Source organism: Kribbella sp. NPDC004875 (assembly GCF_042873375.1).
Lineage (GTDB): Bacteria > Actinomycetota > Actinomycetes > Propionibacteriales > Kribbellaceae > Kribbella.
In genome coordinates this window covers 80,861-98,380 of the sequence record NZ_JBIALI010000008.1, presented here as the reverse complement: position 1 = coordinate 98,380, position 17,520 = coordinate 80,861, and the positions used below count along the sequence as shown (strand labels likewise).

The 17,520-nt window shown below is 67.4% G+C and carries 20 protein-coding genes and 2 tRNA genes; 9 read left to right on the top strand and 13 right to left on the bottom strand.

Going from position 1 to position 17,520, the window contains the following annotated elements; translation table 11 throughout:
* Window positions 1-73: 73 nt before the first annotated feature.
* Entirely contained in the window at window positions 74-1,225 is a 1,152-nt protein-coding gene (locus tag ACFYRH_RS36580; protein WP_387784711.1) for an FAD-dependent oxidoreductase, read from the top strand.
* Here ACFYRH_RS36580 and ACFYRH_RS36575 read toward each other — a convergent pair.
* From ACFYRH_RS36575 to ACFYRH_RS36565, 3 genes are all read right to left on the bottom strand, one after another.
* A complete protein-coding gene (locus ACFYRH_RS36575) occupies window positions 1,170-2,117 on the bottom strand; it encodes a phosphotransferase enzyme family protein (protein ID WP_387784709.1) in 948 nt (315 codons plus the stop codon). The genes ACFYRH_RS36580 and ACFYRH_RS36575 overlap by 56 nt on opposite strands.
* Window positions 2,118-2,157: 40 nt before the next feature.
* Complete coding sequence (locus ACFYRH_RS36570) at window positions 2,158-2,694, bottom strand: DUF664 domain-containing protein (protein ID WP_387784707.1); 537 nt, start codon at window positions 2,692-2,694, stop codon at window positions 2,158-2,160.
* A 148-nt stretch (window positions 2,695-2,842) separates the two neighbouring features.
* Window positions 2,843-3,286 (bottom strand): OsmC family peroxiredoxin, encoded by a 444-nt coding sequence (locus ACFYRH_RS36565; RefSeq protein WP_387784706.1) that lies wholly within the window; start codon window positions 3,284-3,286, stop codon window positions 2,843-2,845.
* A gap of 100 nt (window positions 3,287-3,386) precedes the next feature.
* Here ACFYRH_RS36565 and ACFYRH_RS36560 point away from each other — a divergent pair, with 100 nt between their 5' ends.
* Window positions 3,387-3,824: a MarR family winged helix-turn-helix transcriptional regulator gene (locus ACFYRH_RS36560; RefSeq protein WP_387784705.1), complete on the top strand. Its 438-nt coding sequence runs from the start codon at window positions 3,387-3,389 to the stop codon at window positions 3,822-3,824.
* Between the two features lie 157 nt (window positions 3,825-3,981).
* Here ACFYRH_RS36560 and ACFYRH_RS36555 read toward each other — a convergent pair whose 3' ends face one another.
* Window positions 3,982-4,152: a hypothetical protein gene (locus ACFYRH_RS36555; RefSeq protein ID WP_387785118.1), complete on the bottom strand. Its 171-nt coding sequence runs from the start codon at window positions 4,150-4,152 to the stop codon at window positions 3,982-3,984.
* Between ACFYRH_RS36555 and ACFYRH_RS36550 the strand changes: the two genes are divergently transcribed.
* The gene (locus ACFYRH_RS36550) at window positions 4,105-4,386 is read left to right on the top strand and encodes a GNAT family N-acetyltransferase (protein ID WP_387785110.1); all 282 of its coding nucleotides are present in this window, start codon (window positions 4,105-4,107) and stop codon (window positions 4,384-4,386) included. The genes ACFYRH_RS36555 and ACFYRH_RS36550 overlap by 48 nt on opposite strands.
* Here ACFYRH_RS36550 and ACFYRH_RS36545 read toward each other — a convergent pair.
* Complete coding sequence (locus tag ACFYRH_RS36545; protein ID WP_387784703.1) at window positions 4,337-4,870, bottom strand: GNAT family N-acetyltransferase; 534 nt, start codon at window positions 4,868-4,870, stop codon at window positions 4,337-4,339. The genes ACFYRH_RS36550 and ACFYRH_RS36545 overlap by 50 nt on opposite strands.
* Window positions 4,871-4,906: 36 nt before the next feature.
* Window positions 4,907-7,252, bottom strand: a complete 2,346-nt coding sequence (locus ACFYRH_RS36540) for an arylsulfatase (RefSeq protein WP_387784701.1) — start codon at window positions 7,250-7,252, stop codon at window positions 4,907-4,909.
* A gap of 323 nt (window positions 7,253-7,575) precedes the next feature.
* Between ACFYRH_RS36540 and ACFYRH_RS36535 the strand changes: the two genes are divergently transcribed.
* A complete protein-coding gene (locus ACFYRH_RS36535; protein WP_387784699.1) occupies window positions 7,576-8,175 on the top strand; it encodes an HNH endonuclease family protein in 600 nt (199 codons plus the stop codon).
* A 10-nt stretch (window positions 8,176-8,185) separates the two neighbouring features.
* Here ACFYRH_RS36535 and ACFYRH_RS36530 read toward each other — a convergent pair whose 3' ends face one another.
* Both ACFYRH_RS36530 and ACFYRH_RS36525 read right to left on the bottom strand, forming a co-directional pair.
* Window positions 8,186-9,562 (bottom strand): DUF2252 domain-containing protein, encoded by a 1,377-nt coding sequence (locus tag ACFYRH_RS36530; protein ID WP_387784698.1) that lies wholly within the window; start codon window positions 9,560-9,562, stop codon window positions 8,186-8,188.
* 30 nt (window positions 9,563-9,592) lie between these two features.
* Window positions 9,593-10,168, bottom strand: a complete 576-nt coding sequence (locus ACFYRH_RS36525) for a TetR/AcrR family transcriptional regulator (RefSeq protein WP_387784696.1) — start codon at window positions 10,166-10,168, stop codon at window positions 9,593-9,595.
* A gap of 142 nt (window positions 10,169-10,310) precedes the next feature.
* Here ACFYRH_RS36525 and ACFYRH_RS36520 point away from each other — a divergent pair, with 142 nt between their 5' ends.
* The 4 genes from ACFYRH_RS36520 to ACFYRH_RS36505 all read left to right on the top strand — a co-directional run bounded on the left by ACFYRH_RS36520 (window position 10,311) and on the right by ACFYRH_RS36505 (window position 13,752).
* Complete coding sequence (locus ACFYRH_RS36520; protein WP_387784695.1) at window positions 10,311-10,895, top strand: hypothetical protein; 585 nt, start codon at window positions 10,311-10,313, stop codon at window positions 10,893-10,895.
* Window positions 10,896-10,897: 2 nt separating this feature from the next.
* Window positions 10,898-12,403: a dihydrolipoyl dehydrogenase family protein gene (locus tag ACFYRH_RS36515; protein WP_387784694.1), complete on the top strand. Its 1,506-nt coding sequence runs from the start codon at window positions 10,898-10,900 to the stop codon at window positions 12,401-12,403.
* Window positions 12,404-12,440: 37 nt separating this feature from the next.
* A complete protein-coding gene (locus tag ACFYRH_RS36510) occupies window positions 12,441-12,749 on the top strand; it encodes a hypothetical protein (RefSeq protein ID WP_387784693.1) in 309 nt (102 codons plus the stop codon).
* A 676-nt stretch (window positions 12,750-13,425) separates the two neighbouring features.
* Window positions 13,426-13,752 (top strand): MerR family transcriptional regulator, encoded by a 327-nt coding sequence (locus ACFYRH_RS36505; RefSeq protein ID WP_387784691.1) that lies wholly within the window; start codon window positions 13,426-13,428, stop codon window positions 13,750-13,752.
* A gap of 137 nt (window positions 13,753-13,889) precedes the next feature.
* Here the strand turns inward: ACFYRH_RS36505 and ACFYRH_RS36500 are convergent.
* Window positions 13,890-13,963, bottom strand: a tRNA-Ile gene (locus tag ACFYRH_RS36500).
* Between the two features lie 128 nt (window positions 13,964-14,091).
* On the opposite strand from ACFYRH_RS36500, the gene ACFYRH_RS36495 reads away from it, so the two are divergent.
* Window positions 14,092-14,229, top strand: a complete 138-nt coding sequence (locus ACFYRH_RS36495; protein ID WP_185759456.1) for a hypothetical protein — start codon at window positions 14,092-14,094, stop codon at window positions 14,227-14,229.
* Window positions 14,230-15,045: 816 nt separating this feature from the next.
* Here ACFYRH_RS36495 and ACFYRH_RS36490 read toward each other — a convergent pair.
* From ACFYRH_RS36490 to ACFYRH_RS36475, 4 genes are all read right to left on the bottom strand, one after another.
* Window positions 15,046-15,639 carry a DUF4232 domain-containing protein gene (locus tag ACFYRH_RS36490; RefSeq protein ID WP_387784689.1) on the bottom strand — a complete coding sequence of 198 codons (594 nt, stop codon included), beginning with the start codon at window positions 15,637-15,639 and terminating at the stop codon, window positions 15,046-15,048.
* Between the two features lie 58 nt (window positions 15,640-15,697).
* Window positions 15,698-15,770: transfer RNA gene (locus ACFYRH_RS36485), tRNA-Asn, on the bottom strand.
* A gap of 92 nt (window positions 15,771-15,862) precedes the next feature.
* Window positions 15,863-16,402 carry a hypothetical protein gene (locus tag ACFYRH_RS36480; protein WP_387784687.1) on the bottom strand — a complete coding sequence of 180 codons (540 nt, stop codon included), beginning with the start codon at window positions 16,400-16,402 and terminating at the stop codon, window positions 15,863-15,865.
* Window positions 16,403-16,435: 33 nt separating this feature from the next.
* A complete protein-coding gene (locus ACFYRH_RS36475; RefSeq protein ID WP_387784686.1) occupies window positions 16,436-17,320 on the bottom strand; it encodes an RNA polymerase sigma factor RpoD/SigA in 885 nt (294 codons plus the stop codon).
* Window positions 17,321-17,520 lie beyond the last annotated feature (200 nt).

The window sequence follows — 17,520 nt, the reverse complement described above, 5'->3', positions numbered from 1 at the left end:
CTACCATCCGCCGTGCTAACTTTATCATCCAGATGGATGATAAAGTTCAACGTGTGGATGATTGGAGTCGGTGATGAAGGTCGCGATCATGGGGGCCGGGATCGGTGGGCTGGCCCTGGCGCAGGGGTTGCTGGCAGCGGGCGTGGAGGTGGCGGTGTACGAGCGCGACCCGTCCCCGCAGTACCGCAAGCAGGGCTATCGGATCCACATCAGCCAGGTGGGGGAGGCGGCGCTGGCGGCCGTCCTGCCGGACGCGGTACGCCGCCGCGTGATCGCGACCGCGACGCGGCCAGGGGATCTGGTGGCGGGGTTCGACGATCAGCTGACTCCGCAGTTCGAGGAGGTATACCCGGTCGCCGGGCCGGACATGGTGACGTCGGTGGATCGGTACGCGTTCCGGCGGGCACTGATGACCGGGCTGGACGACGTACTGCGGTTCGGCAAGCAGTTCACGTCGTACGCCGAGACTCGGGACGGTGTCGAGATCGCCTTCGCGGACGGGACTTCTGTGTTCGCCGACGTACTGGTCGGCGCGGATGGTGTGGGGTCGCGGGTGCGCGGTCAGCTCGTGCCGTCGATGGAGGTTGTGGATATCGGCGTGCGGTGCATCTACGGGAAGGTGCCGTTGACGCCGGCCGTGCGCGAGCTGGCCCCGCCCGCGTTCCTGCGCGGCTTCTGTTTCGCGAGCGACGGTGCGGGGATCGGCTCGGCATTCGCGCCCGTCATCTTCCGCGAGCCGCCGGCGGAGTACGGCGACTATCTGATGGCCGTGCTCACCGGGACGAACGAGCGGCTCGGTGTGTCCGATGACGAGCTGTTCTCGATGAGTCCGTCCGAGTTGTGGGGGAACGTGGCGGGTCTTGTCGACAGCTGGCATCCGGCCATCGGAGCGTTGATCGCGGCGGCCGAGGTCGAGGCGGCGTTCCCGATCACGTTGCGGACCTGCATCGACGTACCGACCTGGTCGTCGGAGCGGGTGACGATGCTCGGGGACGCTGTGCATCCGATGACGCCGGCCGCGGGCGCCGGGGCCAACACCGCGCTGTGGGACGCGGCGCGGCTGACGCAAGCGCTGGTGTCGGGGGAGGGGCCGGCGGCGTATCAGCGCGAGATGGTTGCCAACGGACAGGCGATGGTGACGGAGTCGCTGCAGAACGCCGAGCGGATGTTCAACGTGTCGATCTCCGCAGGAACTCCCGCACATCGGTCAACCGCTCCAGCATGATGATCGCCGCCTTGTGCCGCGCTCGGGCGTAGAGCTCGAGTGACGGCGGGACCGGGGCCGGCTCGGCCAGTGGGAAGGTCGAGCCCAAGGTGTGGGCGCAGCCGACGGCGACCGCCGACAGCAGGTCGTCGGGGCGGACCTCCGGGTATTCGTTGCGGTAGGCATCGATCAGTACGGCGAGCCCGTCGATCCACTGGTCGCCGAGAACCACGGTCCGTGGGTCGCAGCCGATCCGAGCGATCTCCCAGGCGAGGAAGCCCGGAATCGGCGGCTGGAAGTCGATGACCGCGGCCACGGTGTCGCCCCGCAGCATCAGGTTCGGCGAGGCGAGGTCGCCGTGAATCACCTGCACGGTCAGCTCGGGCAGGTCGGTGAGGATCGCGCCGGCCCGGTCGAGCAGTGCCCGTCGCTCCTGCGCCGCCTCGCAGGCCCATTCCTCGAACGGGCTCAAGGACGCACGTGATCGGAAGCTCGCGATCAGTTGGTCGAAGTTCCGCGCCGATCGCTCGACATCACGGACGTCGCGGGCGGGCCGCAGCGTCGGCGTCGCCGCGGGATGCTCGGACAAGCGCTTGTGCAGTCGGCCGAGCACTGTCCCGACCGCTGCCCACCGCCGTCCCGTGAGTCCACCTTCGGCCGTCTCGCCGTCGACGAACTCCCACAACGACATCGGCATCCGCTCGTCGATGAGGTCGCCCGCGAGCGTCCGGCGTACCGCTGGAACCGGCACCTTCCCGAGTCCGGCGTACGCCGTCAGCTCGATCGCCACGCGTTCCCGGTCGAGCTCGCCACGGTAGATCTTCGCGAACCATCGTCGTCCGCTCTCGTCGACGACGCGGAAGTTGATGGTTGCCGTGCCGGCGTGGATCCGGGTCAGTTCGACCGCGTGCACGCCGTACGCCTGCGCGAGGGTGTCGGCGAGCTGTTGGGTGTCAGGCAGGATCGTTGCCTCTCACACCGTCGACGGCCTCCCGCAGTACGTCGGCATGGCCGGTGTGCTTCAGATACTCCTCGAGGAGGTCGATGAGGACGCGTCTCCGGTTGGTCGTCCACTCCGGATCCGGGTCTTCGACTGCCACGTCGAGGCCGCCGTTCGCACTGAGCTGCTCCCAGCTGGCGCGGGAGCGCGCGGCGGCGGCGTACCAGAGCTCGTAAAGCTCCTCAGGCTCGTCGGTGACCGCGGACGCCCAGCCCCACCGATCGTTCTCGACCCAGGTGCGGGTATCCCACGGCGCTGCGAGTGGTTGACCCGCCGCCCGCGCGGTGAACCCGTCGTCCACGAATGCCATGTGTTTGACCAGGCCGGCCAACGTCATCGTCGACGGCGGATGCTGCCGGCGCAGCTGCTCGGCTGTCAGCCCACCGGTCTTCCAGGCGAACTGCTGCCGCACCCGATCCAGCGCAAACCGCAGCGTCTCCACCTCGCCGCCGCGCGGGCAATGGGTGTGCGGCAGGTCTCTCCAGTCCATGAAGTCGCCTCCTTCGGTGTCCCAGCATGCCGGACGCTACCGACAACGCTCGATCCTCCGCGCGCAACGAGCACTGCCCGGAGACTCGCCGGTCTCCGGGCAGTGCGCGACCCCGATGGTTGCACCGCTCATCGAGCGGTACGTCTGGTCAGCTCTCGAGTGCGGCGTCCAGCGTGATGTCGACACCGGCGAGGGCCTTGCTGATCGGGCAGTTCGCCTTCGCGGCCTGCGCCGCCTCCAGGAAGCCGGCCTCGTCCAGACCGTCCACCTCGGCCCGCACCGTCAGCTTGATCCCGGTCAGCTTGAAGCCGCCGGCCGCCTGGTCCGGCCCGAGCGTCACCGCCGCGGTCACCTCGTGACCCTGCGGTACGCCGCCGCGCCCGGCGATCTCCGCGCTCAACGCCATCGCGTAACAGGCGGTGTGTGCCGCCGCGATCAGCTCCTCGGGGCTTGTGGTCCCGTCCGCGTCGTCCGCGGCACGCTTCGGGAACGAGACGTCGTACGTCCCCACCTTCGAGCTGGTCAGCTCCACTTGCCCGGAACCCTGCTCGAGGGTCCCGTTCCAGGCGGTCCGCGCAGTACGAGTCGGCATATCGGCTCTCCTTGGGGGTTGTCTTGTGTACAAGATATTTGTGCACAAGATATCCTTTCGTCAAGTCCACCGCCCTGCGACGCCGACCACAGGAGCACCAATGACCGAGGACCGGGTCCTGCACGACCTGCTCTGCTTCGACCTGTACTCGTTGTCCCGTCTCGTCACCGCGCTCTACCGCCCGGTCCTCGAGCCGCATGGGCTGACCTACCCGCAGTACCTGGTCCTGACGTCGCTGACGCGGCTCGGCACCTGCTCGATCGGAGACATCGGCCGCGCCACCCGGCTCGACCACGGCACCCTCACGCCGCTCCTCCGCCGCCTCGCAGACCGCGGCCTCATCACGCTCGACCGCTCGACCACCGATGCCCGCTCGGTCACCGTCTCGCTGACCGAGGACGGCGACGCCCTCCGCCCCGTCCTCCACGAGGCCTACTGCCACGTGGGCGAATCCCTGGGCATGACCGACGCCGAGGTCCAGCGCCTGCAATCCACGCTCCACGAACTAACCGACCGCCTGGACCCCGGCCGCCAATGAACTGGCGCCCAGCCGTCCCCGCCGACGCGCCCCTCCTGGCCGAGCTGGCATCCCCGCGGGTCACCCCAGCCGAAGCCCTTGTCTTCCTGCAGACCTGGCATGTGGAAATCGCCGAGGCCGCCGGCGCCGTTGTCGCCGTACTGCCACCACCCACCGGTCACCACCGCGCGTACGGGGCCTGGTGGTCGCGCCGCTCGTTGGACTCCGAAGCCATCGCCCGGCTGATCCAGCTGGCGACTGCGCGGATCCTGCAGATCACCGTGGACTCCGAGCCCTCTCCCTGGACGGCGCGGTCGCCGGCTTCGTCCTTGCCTTCACCGACCAGCACGGGGGCATCGAGCTGGGCCCCATCGGCACCATCCCACCGTGGCGCGGCCGCGGTGTCTCGTCAGCCCTGCTCGCATCAACCCTCACTCGTTGCAGTGCGACACGCCCCACCGCGATCACCTTGACCGTAGACGGCGAAAGCCCAACCGGCGCCCACCGCCTCTACCTACGACACGGCTTCCAGCTCACGAGTCAGCTCCACGCCTACCAGCTGACCGTTCCTGGCCAACGCTGACCCAATACCGCCGTACGGCGCCGTGCTCGGTACTCCGAATCTCCTCAAGCACTCCGCCACACCGCTCAATCGCCTTCGCCGACGCCACATTCACGTCAGCGCACACGATCAACACCCGCCCGATCCCGAGCTCGCCCGCCTCGCGAAGCATCCGCGTCAAGGCCCACGTCGCGAGTCCCCGCCCACGAGCGGACGGGCGAACGCCGTACCCGATGTGCCCGGTCCGCTCATTCAGCTGATGCCGCAAGGCAATTCCGCCCTGAACCCGTCCGTCCTCGACAATCCACCGGCAGGTACTTCGATCCGCCGCGCCATTGACCCGCGCAACCCAAGCCGCAAACCCCTCAACCGACCCGACCTCGTCGTCCGGCCCGATCCCGAACCCATCCTCATGAACCCCCGGCCCCCACTCCACATGCGCCTCGAGCCAAGCGTCGTACAACTCCACTGCAGGCCGAACCAGAGCAAGCGTCACACGCGCCATCGTACGAAGGCCGGCCAGTCACCCTGTGGTTGGCTGCTACTGGCGGGCGAAGGCGGCTCTTGCCTCGAGGGCGAGGTCTGCGAAAGGTGTTCCGCTGACGTCGATGACGACGCGTTTCACGGTTGCGCCGGCCAAGGTCCAGGGGCGCTCTCCGGGGAAGTCCGCGCTGACGGGCTCGGCTCCCGCCCGGCCCACGACGAGTCCTCCGCCACCGAGACCGAACTTTCCGGGCTGGGTCCGGATCCGGTCCTCGCCGACCTTGCAGTCGAGGATGTGCAGACTGAGAACGCCTTCGGCGGGCATCGTGTCGCCTTCCCGGTCGAAGGAGGCTGACACGACGACGTGACCGGTCGGGACCAGTTCGTCGGATTCGATCGTCTGCACAAGGTCGCCGACGAAGTTGTAGACGTAGCGGAGTCTTCCTTCGTCGAGATAGAGCGCGTGGCCGCCGAATTTCGAACCCTGCGAGAAGATCACTCCACCGGCCTCCGGTGTCGCGACTTCGAGTTCGGCCGCGATGGTGTACGAGCGGTTGCGGATGTTCGGTGCGACCGACTCGGGGATCTCCGCGCCACCGGGGTAGTAGACGGAGCGGGTGCGCGGCTTGGACAGCTGGGGGCGCTCGGTGGTGAGGATCTCCACGGCGTCGCGCGACTCCAGCGGGAGGGCCTGGAGGCGTCCGGCTTCGGCCCACCACAGTGCGACCAGCTGCTGCAGCTTCTCAGGGTGTTCGGCGGCGAGATCCACGCATTCGCTCGGATCCGCCTCGGTGTCGAACAGCTCCCACCGTTGGAGGTGGAAGTCGCCCCAGGACTCGGGCGCGGCCGGGACCGCGGTAGCGGCCTTCCAGCCTTGGTGCCATATCGCGCGTGTTCCGAGCATTGAGTAGAACTGCGTTTCCTTCCGGGTCCGTGCGGAGGCGTCGTCGAAGGTGTACTTGAAACTGATGCCCTCCAGCGGTTTCTGCGTGTACCCGTTGACGACGTCGGGAAGCTCGACTCCGAGGCATTCGTACAGCGTGGGCACGATGTCGACGGCGTGCGTGTACTGACGGCGCATCTCGCCGGTCGCCGCGAACCCGCGCGGCCATGACACGATGAGCGGGTCGGCGGTGCCGCCCTCGTAGTTCGCGTAGCGCTTCCACATCTTGTACGGCGTGTTGAACGCCCAGGCCCAACCGGTCGGATAGTGGTTGTACGTCTGCGGCCCGCCGAGCTGGTCCAGCGCATTCAGGTTCTCCTCGATCGTGTCGGCAAGACCGTTGAAGAACTTGTTCTCGTTGACCGAGCCGTTCGGGCCACCCTCGCCCGAGGCGCCGTTGTCGGAGACGAGGACGACGATGGTGTTGTCGAGCTGGTCGGTGTGCTCCAGGTAGTCGAGCAGCCTGCCTAGCTCGTGGTCCGCATGACTGAGGAAACCGGCGTACACCTCCGCCATCCGGGCGAACAGCCGCCGTTCGTCCTCGGACAGCGAGGTCCACGGCCGCACCCGGTCGATTTCCGACCAGGGTTTGCCGTCGTGGCTCGTCGTCTCGACGTACGGGTTGATCGGTGACAGCTCGGCGCTCTGTGCTGCGATGCCCAAGGCCTTCTGGCGCTCGAGCACGCCTTCGCGGTACGCCTCGTATCCCCTGTCGAAGCGGCCCTTGTACTTGTCGGCCCACTCCTTCGACACATGATGCGGCGCGTGCGCCGCGCCGGGGCAGTAGTACAGGAAGAACGGCTTGTCTGGCGCGATCGCCTTCGAGTCCTGAACGAACTCGATCGCCTTGTCGGTCAGGTCGACGGTCAAGTGGTAGCCGTCTTCCGGCAGTGCCGGCTGCGGCACCGGGTGGTTGTCGTAGATCAGGTCGGGGTACCACTGGTTCGTTTCGCCGCCGAGGAACCCGTAGTACCGCTCGAAACCCCGGCCGAGCGGCCACTGCCGTTTGGACGAGGCGAGGTTCATCTCGTCCTCGGCGCACAGGTGCCACTTGCCGACCATGAACGTGTTCCAGCCGTTCTCACCCAGCACCTCGGCGACGTTCGCACACTCGAACGGGATATGACCGTTCGCGTTCGGGAAGCCTGACGTCGCCTCGGTGATGCAGCCCATGCCGTTGGTCGTGTGGTTGCGTCCTGTCACCAGGCAGGCGCGAGTCGGCGAGCAGAGCGCCGTCGTGTGGAAGTTCGTGTACGTCAGTCCACGCTGAGCGAGCCGGCCGACGTTCGGAGTCTCGATCACCCCTCCGAACGGCTCCATCGCCGAGAAACCCACATCGTCCAGTACGACGTACAACACGTTCGGCGCGCCGGCCGGCGCGATCGGCTGCGTGTACGGTCCCCAATCCGGGACAGAATCCTTGATGTCGATGTCGATCTTGCCTCGGAACGGCTTGCTCACACCGACCCACCCCCTCGAGAACGCCTGACGACGACGGCGACGGCCCGGCGCGGGCAGCCGCGCCCTGCTGCCGCCAGTCTTCCGACGGCCTCGGTACCCGTCGTCATCCTCCGAGGGGGAGAGCGAGGATCGGCAAACCGTCGGACACGCCTCGGGTGGAGCGGGCGAGACTCGGGCCGTGGACTTAGGGTCGCGTGATGCGCGCTCTCCTTGTAGTTCTGACCGTGGTCGGCTGCGTTGCCGCGGGGTGCACCTATCCAGAGGCCGGCGGTGATCCGGCCGGGTCGAGCCCGCCGCCCGGGAGCACACGCGCGAGCGCTCCCGTGACCGTTCAGCCGGCGGCTGGAACGGCCAAGCTGATCTCTGCCGAGCTCCGCGATCTCCGCGTCATCGCTACCCGGCCCGACACGCCTGGCTACAAGCGGGATCAGTTCGGGCAGACCTGGACCGACGATCACGCAGGGCGTGGCGGCCACAACGGCTGCGATACCCGCAACGACGTACTCGCTGCCCAGCTGACCGCGGTCGAGTATCGCGGTCGATCCAGATGCGTCGTGATCGCGGGCGTCCTGCTCGTCGACCCTTACACAGGTCGCAGGATCGAGTTCCGGAAAGCAGCCGCGTCCAGGGTGCAGATCGATCACGTGTACCCACTGGCCCGAGCGTGGGACATGGGCGCGGCGCGCTGGCCGCTCCAACGGCGCGTCGACTTCGCAAACGACCAGGCAGCGAACCTGTTGGCTGTCGACGGCCCGGCCAATGCCTCCAAGAATGACGATGGACCCGGCGAGTGGTTGCCGCTCAACCGCGGCTACCGGTGCACGTACGTTCTGCGATACCTCCTGGTCGCGCGCAAGTACAAACTGCCGATCACCGCCGCCGATCGCGGCGCGGCACAGGCGATCATCCAATCGTGTCCCTGAGCGGCGAGGGTCACCACCCGGGTGCGCTGGGCAGCAGTCCTGATGCGATGGCATCGACCCATTGGCGGTGATCGCGTGCGGTCTGGTCAGCATAGGCGTGCGCGAACGCGCCCATGGCCTCGTCGAACGCCCGGCCTTTGCCGATGTACGCGGCGATCGCGACCGGATCGCCGGTGCGCGCGTGGGAGCGGGCCAGCACTTTGCCGCAGGCAAACGCGAAGGCTGCGAGCCGCGGGGCGATCAGCTCGCCGTTGGCGATGATCTTCATGTCCCGGAACTGGCGCACGTAGTAGTCGTGGCCGCGACCTTCGGTCCAGCCGACGAAGATGTCCGTGGCGCTTTGCACCAACCGCTTACCCTCGACGACCCGCCGCCCGTGATTGTCGTAGCGGCTCGGCCCGCAGCAGGACTCGTACACCGATGGGCCTGCCTGCTTGATCTGCAGGAACAGCGGATCTTTCCGGTCGCGGCCTTCGAGCAAGATTAGGTGCACCCGCATGCCGACGCTGCCCACCCCGACCACCTGGCGGACGGTGTCGACGAGCTCGAACCGGTCCAGCAGGTGGCGGCGCTCGTCGGGCAGGGATTCGCGGTACGAACCAAACAGCTCCTCCGCCAAGCCGTCGTCGCGATGTTGCCGGACCGGCGGGTCCTCGGTGATCCGCAGATGCCCTCCGCGCTGCTCGGTGAGCTTCTTGAACGCGCCCAGGTGGGTCCGCTTCCGTGCCTTGCGCTCGATGTGCGCGGCGGCGCGGATCTTGTCCGGGTCGGCGAACACGTCGAGGAACTGGTCGACGGTGATCAGGTCGTACCAGATGTCGAGCCAGCGGGCGTTGCTGTAACTCGCCATCCGCTGCCTGTATGCGCGCAGGCAGGCCGTAACCGCGCTCTCCGCGCGGTCCGCAGGTACGTCGTACGTGCGCGCCAACACCACGATGCTGGCCACCAGCCGAGCGACGTCCCACTCGAACGGACCGGGCAGAGTCTCGTCGAAATCCCGCAGGTCGAACGACAGATTCCGTTCCGGCGTCGCCCACAGCCCGAAGTTGAGCAGGTGCGCGTCGCCACAGAGCTGCACGATCAGCCCGCTGTGTGGACGAGAACCCAGGTCCGCCGCCATGACCGCGGCGGCTCCGCGGTAGTAGGTCCACGGGGTGGCCGCCATCCGGCCAGTGCGCATCGGTAGCAGCTCTTCTGCGCGGATCGTGTTCTGAGCCAGCAGAATGTCCATCGCATCATGCCCGCGGGCGATCGGGTCCCACCGACCCAAGTCACGCCGAGGGGCGCGCTTTCTGCCCGCGCGACCCGCAGCGCGACGCGATCGCCAGTCACGCGCCGGAACCGGCTCCAACGAACGAGCCGTTGCACCCTCTTCCAGGGAGGTCATGATCTCAACCACACTAGCGGGGCCGACGCCTTAGCTGGGGTCGGAGTCCAGGCCGCTGCGGTACGTCAGCAGCCCTTCGACCCCGCGCAGGAAGGTCGTGCAGATCCGTTCCGGGTCGGTGAGGCAGCCGGCGGTCATGGCGCCGTCCCGCAGCATCACGAAGTGCCGCGCCGCGGGTTCCGCATCGGTCTTCGCGGTGGTGGAGAAGAGCTCGATCATCGTGGTCAGGAACCATTCCCGATGCTTGAGGACCGCCTGGTGGACCGGATGTGCGGGGTCGGGGTACTCGGCCGCGGCGTTCAGAAACGCGCATCCCCGGAAGCCTGGGCCCCGGATGTCGTCGGCGATGGCCTGCGCGACCGCACGGATGATGTCATCGGGGTCGGCGCCTGAAGAACGGGTGGCGTCGGTCCGGGCACGGATCGCGTCGTCGGCCTGTGTGAGGTAGGCGACGAGGAGGTCGTCCTTACTGGGGAAGTGCCGGTAGAGCGTCGCCCGGGTCACCTGTGCTTCGGCGATGACGCGGTCGACACCCACAGCGTGCAGGCCGTCGGCGTAGAAGAGCCGAGTGGCGGTGTTGAGCAGTCGAGCGCGGGCCTCCGACATGTGTTCCTCGTTCCTGACCTCGTGGAGTGTTCGCTGTCGATCGTAGCAGGTAGATAGAACGATCGGTCTTGACATCCGCCGCACCCTGCTGCAAGCTCAGGTGTACCGATCGTTCTATCTACTCATTGCGAAGAAGGATTTCATGTCCGCTTCAACCCACGATTCACTGCGAGCGACTGCTGTCGCCGACCCCACGGCCACCACCGCCCTGCGCAACCTGTACTTCGTACGCTTCGGGTTCGCCATCGTCTGGGCGATCCTGGTGATGGCGATCGCGAAGTCGATCAACCCAGGCGCCGCCGCCCTGATCATCGTCTACCCGCTGTTCGACGTCGCGGCAGCGATCAGCGACTACCGCTCGTCCGGTTCGAGCCGGCCGAAAGCGCCGCTCTACGTCAACATCGCTCTGAGCCTGCTGACCACGATCGGCCTCGCCGTCGCTCTTGCCTCCGGCATCCCGAATGTGCTGCGGGTGTGGGGTGTCTGGGCGATCACCGCCGGCATCGTGCAGCTGATCGTCGCGATCCTGCGCTGGCGCCTCGGTGGCCAGCTGGCGATGGTCCTCAGCGGCGGGATCTCCGTCCTGGCCGGTACGGCGTTCTTCGCGATGGCCGGTGGCGCGAACCCCTCGCTGAGCGGCGTCGGCGGGTACGCGATCCTCGGTGGCATCTTCTTCCTGATCTCCGCGATCCGGTTGCACGTCGTCATCCGGAAGGCGGCGAAGTGACTATGACCGGGCTGAACCCGAGCTCCGAGACGGACGTGGATTCCGTCGTCGACGTGATCATCATCGGCGCGGGACCGGTCGGCGAGAACGTCGCCGACCGGGTCGTCCAGGGTGGTCTGACCGCGGCCGTCGTCGAACGCGAACTGGTCGGTGGGGAGTGCTCCTACTGGGCCTGCATGCCGACCAAAGCGCTCCTTCGCGACGCCGCTGCCCTGCGCGCCGCCCGTGCGCTTCCCGCTGCCGGGCAGGCCGTAACGGGTGCGCTGGACCCGGCCGCGGTCCTCGCTCGCCGGGATCGGTTCGCCGCGGACTGGAACGACTCCGGGCAGGTCGAATGGCTGACCAGCGCCGGCATCACCCTGGTCCGCGGACACGGTCGCATCACAGGCGCCCGTACCGTGACTGTCACCGACCACAACGGCGCCGGTACGACGACCACGCTGCGGGCACGTCATGCCGTGGTCATCGCGACCGGAAGCAGCGCACACGTGCCGCCGATCGAGGGGCTGGCCGACGTCAAGCCGTGGACGAACCGGGAAGCGGCGGCCGTGCAGAGCATTCCGGTCCGGTTGGCGATCATCGGTGGCGGAGTCGTCGGCTCCGAGATCGCGACCGCCTTCAGTGCGCTCGGGTCTCAGGTATCGCTGATCTCCCAGACGCGTTTGCTGCCGGCGGTCGAGCCGTTCGCCGGCGAACAGGTGGCCGACGCCCTCCGTACGGCGGGAGTCGCGCTGCATCTGAACGTCGACGCTATCGGTGCCAAGCGCAACGATTCCGGCGCCGTCGAGATTGACCTGTCCGACGGCAGCACGGTGGAGGCGGACGAGGTTCTCGTTGCCACCGGCCGGACGGCCAACACGAAGGACATCGGCCTCGATCGGCTCGGTCTCGAGCCCGGCAGTTGGCTGACGGTCGACGACGCCCTCGCCGTACTCGATGGCAACGGGAAGCCGATCGGCGACGACACCGGCGCCGAACCCGGCACCGGCTGGCTCTTTGCGGCCGGCGATGTCAATCGCCGCGCGCCGCTGACCCACCACGGCAAGTACCAGGCCCGTGCTCTGGGCGATGCGATCGCTGCGCGAGCCAACGGCGCAACGGCCGACCTGCAGCCGTGGGGACGGCACGCCGCGACCGCAGACGAACTGGCTCGCGCCCAGGTGATCTTCACCGATCCCGAGGTCGCGACCGTCGGCCTCACCGCACAGGAGGCCGAGGTAGCCGGGAAGAAGACCCGGGTCGTCGACTACGACCTCGCCGCGGTCTCCGGTGCCGCGCTACATGCCGACGGCTATCGCGGCCAGGCCCGCCTCGTCATCGACGCCGACCGCAACACGGTGATCGGGTTCACCGCGGTCGGTCCCGATGTCGCCGAACTGCTCCATGCCGCCACGATCGCCATCGCCGGCGAAGTACCGCTGGAACGGCTGTGGCACGCCGTACCCGCCTATCCGACGGTCAGCGAGATCTGGCTCCGCCTCCTCGAGACCGACGGCCGGGATCACTGACCCATCCACACTCACCAAACAATCTGAGGAGTTAGCCATGACCACCAAGATCACCTTCATCTTCGACAACCCCGTCGACCCGGCCGCGTTCGAGTCGTCGTACGCCGATCTGCTCCAGCGTGCCCGGAAGGTCCCGGGGGTGCTGAAGCTGGAGACGTCCAAGGTCTGGCCGAAGGAAGACGGCACCCCCACCCCGGCGTACCGCCTGATCGACTTGTACTTCCCCGACTACGACGCAGCCAACGCGGCCGTCACCACCCCCGAAATGGGCACCCTGTTCCCCTACGCCCTCGAGCAAGCCACCGGAGGAGTCCGAGTGGTCTTCGCCGACGTCGAGGAGTCCTGACCAAGGCGATCGGTGTCGAATAAAATCTCTTCTCACGGGAGTAGACATTGCGAGCTGGCGTGTGTAGTGTTTCGCATGTCAACAGAGAAGAACAGTGAAGCTGACGTGGACAGCTACCGTTCTGTCCAAGCGTGACTGTGCAGCAGTAAGTAGTAGGCAAGACGGCGGACTCCGCCGGGCCGGTCAGTGAAGGGGCCCGGGTTTCCGCCACGATCCGATCAGGGTCGCCGGAGCCAGTGGTCGAAGAGGGCTTCCGGGGCCGACGGAGAAAAGTAGTTGTTAGTTGTTAGTTGTTGCAGTTCGCAGTTTTCAGTAGTCGCAGTAAGTAGTTGAAGTTGTAGTCGCTGTTAGCAGTTGAGGTAGCAGTAGTAGGTAGTTGTTGTTCGAGAGAGAAGGGAAGGGGATTACACCGTCGGATCGCCCGCCAGTGCCAGTAGTTCGCCGGGCGGGTGCCGTAGTTCCATCGGATGGGAAGGTGGTCTTCGGTTACGTATTCAGCGATCCCCGCAGCGACGGCCTCCACGTGGCGTGCTGCGGAAGAGTAAGACCGGCTTCACGGCCGGTTGATGGTGACAATCCAACAACCCCTGGGCCCCGATGCTTCGGCATCGGGGCCCTTCGGCATGGAGGTTCGATGACCCCAGACCGGCACACGGAAACACTGAGGAGACCACTGATGAGTTCACCCCCGGCCGGCCCGGCCAACTTCGACGACGAGGATTACCCCGCTTTCACGATGGGGCGGGCCGCGGAGATGCTCGGCACCACGCCAGGATTCTTGCGGAGCCTGGACGAGGCGAAACTGATTACCCCGCAACGCTCCGAGGGCGGCCACCGCCGCTACTCCCGCTACCAGCTGCGGCTCGCGGCCCGGGCTCGCGAGCTCGTCGACCAGGGCACGGCGCTCGAGGCCGCGTGCCGGATCATCATCTTGGAAGACCAGCTAGCCGAAGCCCTGCGGATCAACGAACAACTGAAGAACCAGGGCGCCAGCGACGACTAGCGCGACGTACAGCCGAACCGGCAACGCGGCGACGATGGCAATGTGCTGCCGCCGTTGGTCGTCGCCGCCTCGCGCCAACTCGCCGGCCCCGCGCCACAGCCGGGCAAGAATGTTCCTCTGACCGGCGTGACCCCGAGTAGGGCGGACGGGACTCGAACCCGTGACCCAGGGATTATGAGTCCCCTGCTCTAACCAGCTGAGCTACCGCCCCGTGTGCGGGAGATCGTATCCGGTCGGTAGGGGTGGGGTGTGAAACCAGGGGTCGGTCAGGGGTTTGACTGAGGGGTGGTTGGGGTGGACCGGGCATGATGGAGGCAGGTCCGGACGAAGGGAACACCGATGGGCTGGTTCATTTTCCTGGTGATCGTGGTCGGCGCGATCGCGGCGTACAAGTACCGGGTGCCGCTGCTGGCGAAGATCCTCGGTCAGCCTGAGCACCGTATTCAGCGGGCAATCGACCGGAAGAAGGGGAAGTAGGCGTCGGCCGGCTTCCTCCCGAAGCATGACGTGCCCGGGGCCAACGGGTCCCGGGAGGCGTCCAAACGTACGGAGGCCCTGACCGCTGTGGGCGGTCAGGGCCTTCTGCTACCGCTGGTCGGGAGTCTCAGCTGGCTGGTCGCGAGTCGCGAGGTGCTGGACTCAGCCGACGAGGACTGCGGTGACCGATGCGGAGGCGGCGATCTCGCCGGTGCCGGCGTCGTCGCGGCGGGTGCAGTTGGTGGTTGACGGCCCGGCAGCGAGTGCAGCCCGGCGGCGGGTCATCCCGGGGTGAGCCGTGCGGCACATGCGGTCGCCGCGCGAGCTGGGGTGCGCCACGAGTCGGCGTACGGCGTGATCTGTGTCGCGCGAGTGGTGGTACGGCGCCTGTGCTGGCGGCTCGTGGTGACTGGGGACAATAAATGGTGTGTGGGGACCTGTTATTTCCTGTTCTCACCCATCGTTGGCTGTCTCCAGTCCCGGGTGCTGTCGCTGGGGCAGCGCCGAGCCGCCGCGCCAGTTGAGGTGCGGCGGGCATGCGGTACGGCGCGAGTTGGCGTGCGGGGTGATCTGTGTCGCGCGAGTGGTGGTACGGCGCCTGCGCTGGCGGCATGTGGTGACTGGGGACAATAAATGGTGTGTGGGGATCTGTTATTTCCTGTTCTCACCCATCGTTGGTTGTCTCCAGTCCCGAGTGTCGACGGGCACGACCTTCACGGTGGACTCGGTGAGTTCGCGGGCCTTCGCGGGCGAGATCTTGGCTCGCACAGCAGCTATGGCCTGGGCTGGTCTAGGCCATTCGTTGTCACGCGGATGTCAGTTTTTGAACGTTAAGCCCCAGGCGGTGAGCGTTAGCTTGCTCGTTGTGCCTAGATCGGTGTCGACCGGCCAGATGATCGGGTGGTCGGTCGTGCGGGCGGTGATGGCCAGGTAGGTGCCGGAGATCTTGTCCTCGGCAACCTCCACGGTGTTCGACCAGGAGACGGCGGCGAGGGCCGATTGTCCTTTGTGGAGGAGGATCCGCGTGGGTCCGCGGTCGAGGGCCATGTACGACGATCCGCGGGTTACCTTCACGTTCATTGTCCGGCGCCGGGCGTCGAGGACGGCGATCTCGGGGTAGCCGTTCAGTGCGATCGGTGTGGAGCGGCAGTTCGTCAGTTTCACCACCACGGCTCGGTGTCCTAGCGCGGCCTCCACTGGCCCGACGGTGACGGAGGCGCCGGAGTCCGGGCAGGTCGGCCGCGGGGGAGTCGGCGAAGGGGTCGGTGCGGGGGTAGGCAAAGCAGTCGGTTGCGCGCTCGGCACCGGTCGCGGTGCGGGACGTGCTGCTCCAGTGGCCGCGGTCTCTGTGCCGCAGCCGCTCAGGAGGAGCAGGCCGCTGAGCAGGATCGGCCAGGCTTGCCGGAACATTGAGCACCTCGACATGAGAAAGCCGGGCTCCTCGGGGAGGAGACCGGCTGGTGTGTTGCTCCCGCGACTGGACTCGAACCAGTAACCTGCCGGTTAACAGCCGGCTGCTCTGCCAATTGAGCTACGCGGGATCGTGGTGTTGCTTGGCCCCGAATCCCGAGGACCTGAGTAGGTTAGCAGGCAGGTGACGAACTACAAAAACGGGATTCGGCTGCCTGCGAGGTCAGATTCCGAACTCCTCGCGGACCTCTCGGAGCGCGGCGTCGGCGGCGTCCAGGACACCCGGCTGATCGGGCTCCAATCCCTTGTCCAGAACGGCGTTCCAGATGACCTCGGCGTCCGTGGATGCCGGGCTGCGCCGCGCGACGATCCGTACGCCGCGCTTGCCGGCGAGGGGGACATGGCGCTGTACGACGATGCTCGCGTCGACCCGCTCGCGTAGCAGCTGTCCGAACCGCGCCGGGTCCTCGACCTTGAGCTCGGTCGCTCGCAACGGGGTGCCGAAGGCAGTCGTCTCGAAGATGTGCAGGACCGACGCCTCGGAGTCCCAGTTGGCGCGCTCGATCGTCTCCCAACCGACCCGGCGGTCGGCGTCCGCGGTGTCCGACGGCAGGTACACGGCGGCTCGGGTGCCGGCGGCCCAGCGTCCGTTGGCCAGCTGCACGGCCGCGAGGATGTCTTCCTTGCGGCCGGTCACCGCACGCGCCTTCGCCGCGACGGCATCGGTCAACTCACGCGGCCAGGCCGTACGCAGAAGTCTCACACCCACATCATTCCAGTCCCTCCAAGTCGGCTCTCAGGCGACGTAGTCACGCAGCTGCGGCAGCGCGCGCCGACGCAGGTGCCGGAGCGCTTCGCGTTCCAGCGTGCGGACCCTGCCCGGGGTGATTCCGAGGTGTGCCGCGGTTTCCTCCACGGTGCAGGGGATGTGGTCGAGCAGCCCGTACCGGTGGTGCAGCACGGACTGGTGCAGGTCGTCGAGGAACTGCAGATGGTGTGCGAGATCACGTCGTAGGGCGGCGCGGAGCACGATCGGGTCGTCGTCGATCACCGGATCCGCGTCGTCGAGGTTCAGCGTCTCGGGATGCATCCGCCAAGCCTGCGCCCGCTCGATCCGCGCGATGGTCAGGTCGGTCGCCCGCGCGAGCTCCGGCGTACTCGGCTCGCGGCCCAGCTCCTGGATCAGCTCGTGCCGGGTGGCAGCGAGTCGCGACGCGTCGGCGTACGCCTGGGCGGGCATCCGGACGAGGCGGGAACGGTCCGAGATCGCCCGGCCGATCGACTGCCGGATCCACCAGATCGCGTACGTCGAGAACCGGTGCCCGAGCCGGTGGTCGAACCGCTCGACCGCCCGCATCAACCCGATGTTGCCCTCCTGGATCAGGTCCAGCAGCGAGATGCCCTTCCCGCCGTACCGCCGGGCCAGGGACACGACGAGCCGCAGGTTGCCCTCGATCATCCGCTGCCACGAGCGCCGCCCGAGGGCGACCACCGCCCGCAGGTCGCCCGGATCATGCCGCCCCGGATCGCCGCCGAGCCGCTCCGCCGCGAGCAGCCCGGCCTCGATCGCCTGCGAGAGCTCGTTCACCTCCTCCAAGGTCAGTAGCTCGTGCTTCCCGATGTCGCGCAGGTACGCCACCAGCGCCGTCACGTCGGCCGGTTCACAGTCCAGCTCTCCCATCCCGTCCCTTTCGCCGCCGATCTCCTTGCCCAAGAGAGTGCCGCGATCGAGCCCTCGAAATCCCGGTGACTTCAAGTATGTGGATAACTACCCAGCGCGAGAGTCGCAGGTGATGGCGGCGACCCGTCATGTCGGGTGATCGCCAGACCGATCCGTAGCTTCACCCCACTCGCCGCGGCGAGGCTTTCCGCCACCGGATC